This window comes from Trichocoleus sp. ST-U1, assembly GCF_039961835.1.
Classification (GTDB): Bacteria; Cyanobacteriota; Cyanobacteriia; order Cyanobacteriales; family FACHB-T130; genus FACHB-T130.
In genome coordinates, this window is sequence record NZ_JAMPJZ010000162.1 from 1 (window position 1) to 2,661 (window position 2,661).

The following is a 2,661-nucleotide window of genomic DNA, read 5'->3' on the forward strand; positions in this document are numbered from 1 at the left end:
GCTCTTATCCCGTTCATTCACCCCACCCTGGATGGGCTGAGTCGGAACCAGAAGATTGGTGGTTAGCTGTTGCCTCGGCTGTGAGGAAGGCTGTAGGAAATCATGCCGATCGAGTACAGGCGATCGCACTTTCAGGGCAAATGCACGGTGTTGTCCTAGCTTCGGAGTCGGGTCAGCCTCTGCGTCCTGCTATCCTCTGGGCAGATACTCGCTCTAGTGCCACGCTTAACACTTATCATTCGCTCGATGCCGCTATTCTAGAGCGCTTGGGCAACCCGGTTACGGCTGGAATGGCCGGCCCCACTTTGTTGTGGCTACGAGAATACGAGCCTACTGTCTACACCGAAGCGCGTTGGGCACTTCAGCCAAAAGATTGGCTGCGGTTACGGATGACTGGAGAAGTTGCAACCGAACCATCTGATGCTAGCGGTACTTTGCTTTACGATGTTGTGTCGGACAACTGGGCTGGGGATGCAATCTCAGCGCTGAATCTACGTTGCGATCAGTTACCAAAAATTATCCCCTCTAGTGCGATCGCAGGTTATCTAACAACTGATGCTTCAGAGCATCTTGGCTTAAGAGTTGGTTTACCCGTTATCGCTGGTGCTGCGGATACGGCAGCGGCGGCACTTGGTAACGGACTACTAGAGCCTGGTTTGGTTCAACTAACCATCGGCACAGGCGCTCAAATCATTACACCTCGCTCCCAACCCATTATCGATCCTCATGGTCGTACACATCTCTATCGAGCCGCCGTACCGAACCAGTGGTACACGCTTGCAGCCATGCAAAATGCGGGGCTAGCGCTTGAGTGGGTGCGGGGTATCCTCGGCTTGAGCTGGCAGCAAGTCTATACTCAAGCGTTTTCTGTTCCCCCAGGATGTGAAGGGTTGACATTTTTGCCGTACCTCACGGGTGAGCGAACTCCACACCTTGACCCCTATGTACGCGGGGCATGGGTGGGGCTTGGACTTCATCACACACAGGCGCACCTGATGCGGGCGGCTTTAGAGGGAGTTGCTTTTGCCTTGCGACAAGGTTTTGAAGCACTAGAGGCAACAGGTTTTAAAGCGACACAACTGCGTTTAGCCGGCGGTGGAACGGCAGAAATGCCTTGGAAACAATTACTAACTGATGTATTGAGAATACCCCTCTATGCAACTACCGTTGCTGCTGCTTCCGCGCGTGGTGCTGCTCTATTGGCGGGTATCGGAATTGGTGTATACGCAGATGCTAATGACACGCTCAAACTGGCAGCCACCCCAACGCTTGCTGCAACTCCCCAATCAGTTGATTCAAACTTAGAAGAGGCTTGGATGCGATATCAATCCCTTTATCCACAACTTAAAAAAATCTGAGAGAAGTTATGCCTCAAGAAGGTTAATTTAAAATGGGTATAAACTGAAATCTGTCTCTTCAGGTAGCGCCTGACTTCATCCTGAAACCCCTAGAAAAGAAGCTGGGCGACTGCCCAGAACTTGGCTTCTGTCAATGCGTAAATCCTACCATCGGGCAATTTTATGAAAATATACTCTGTAGCTGTTGATACTGACGAAGCCAGCAAATAATGACCAAGCGAAACTACGCCAACCGAAACTTGCAAAATTGCTCTTTCAAAGGGCAGGACTTGGCTGGCGCAGACTTCAGTGGCTCTGACTTGCGGGGGTGCAATTTCACTGGGGCGACCCTAATTGGGGCAACGTTTGAGAGGGCCAAAACGGGTCAGAGCCGCCGCCAGGTAAATATTCTAGTTGCTGCCGCTATCGTTGGTCCCGTTGTTTTAGTCGCCTTCAGCGCGATCGCTGCCCAAGTGTCAATGGTATTGTTGGGCGATCGCTCTAATAAGGGACTCAACTTCTTTTTCAGTGCGCTTCCGATATTAGCTCTCGTGTTTGGAAGCTTCATCCGGAATAAGATTGCTTTCCGCTTTCCACAAATCACGAGTTTCTTGAACATTGCAGCCATTGCTGTACTGTTGGCGGTCATGGTGACGCTCACTCTTGGGCTTGTGATTGTTAGCATCCTTGGCTTCGTTGATGGAGCAATCGTTCAAGGATTGTTCCTCCTACTGCTGATGTTCGTTTCCGCGTTCTTGACCTTCCGTATTCTCAAATGGCTAATTCAAGCGATTCAAAGCAATCCCGGAACGTCTTTTAGGAAAGCGAACTTAACCGATGCCAACTTCAGTCATTCCGCGATGCAAAATACAGATTTTTCCTTTGCTGTGTTAACGGGAGCTTGTATCTTTGATTGGGCGATTAAACGCCACACTCAATTTACGAATGTTTATTGTGAATACCTTTATTTGGAACCAGCGCATCAGAATCGGCAACCTGTTGAGGGTAATTTTCAACCGGATGAGTTGGAACGTGTATTAACTCAATTCATAGGCTGAATTTTATTTAAGAGTAAATATTAACTTTTCAAGAGCCTAGGCAAGTATTACAGCCTATAACAATCTTAAATGATTCGTGAATTTCAATAAAGACGCGATATATCGCATCTCTATACTAGGGCAAATATCTATTTAAAACTTTAGTATGGTTGCTAGGGCGTGTCATCAATTAGATAAGCTAGAGCAAGAGAGAGAAGAAAAGGCTGAGCAATGACACGACGGTATGCCCTGCGCGATGACCAATGGGAGCGGCTCAAAGACTTGTT

At 48.7% G+C, this 2,661-nt stretch carries 2 protein-coding genes; both read left to right on the forward strand.

Features of this window, described 5'->3' with window-relative positions; all coding sequences use genetic code 11:
- Positions 1–1,358, forward strand: a 1,358-nt coding sequence (gene xylB / locus NDA06_RS26485; protein WP_348251946.1) for a xylulokinase, incomplete at its 5' end; no start/stop codon positions are given.
- Between the two features lie 209 nt (positions 1,359–1,567).
- Positions 1,568–2,395 carry a pentapeptide repeat-containing protein gene (locus NDA06_RS26490; RefSeq protein WP_190987034.1) on the forward strand — a complete coding sequence of 276 codons (828 nt, stop codon included), beginning with the start codon at positions 1,568–1,570 and terminating at the stop codon, positions 2,393–2,395.
- The last annotated feature ends 266 nt before the right edge of the window (positions 2,396–2,661 follow it).

Coding starts and splice junctions, on each gene's coding strand:
- NDA06_RS26490 (WP_190987034.1), top strand. CDS start 1,568: ATGACCAAGCGAAACTACGCCAACCGAAACTTGCAAAATTGCTCTTTC.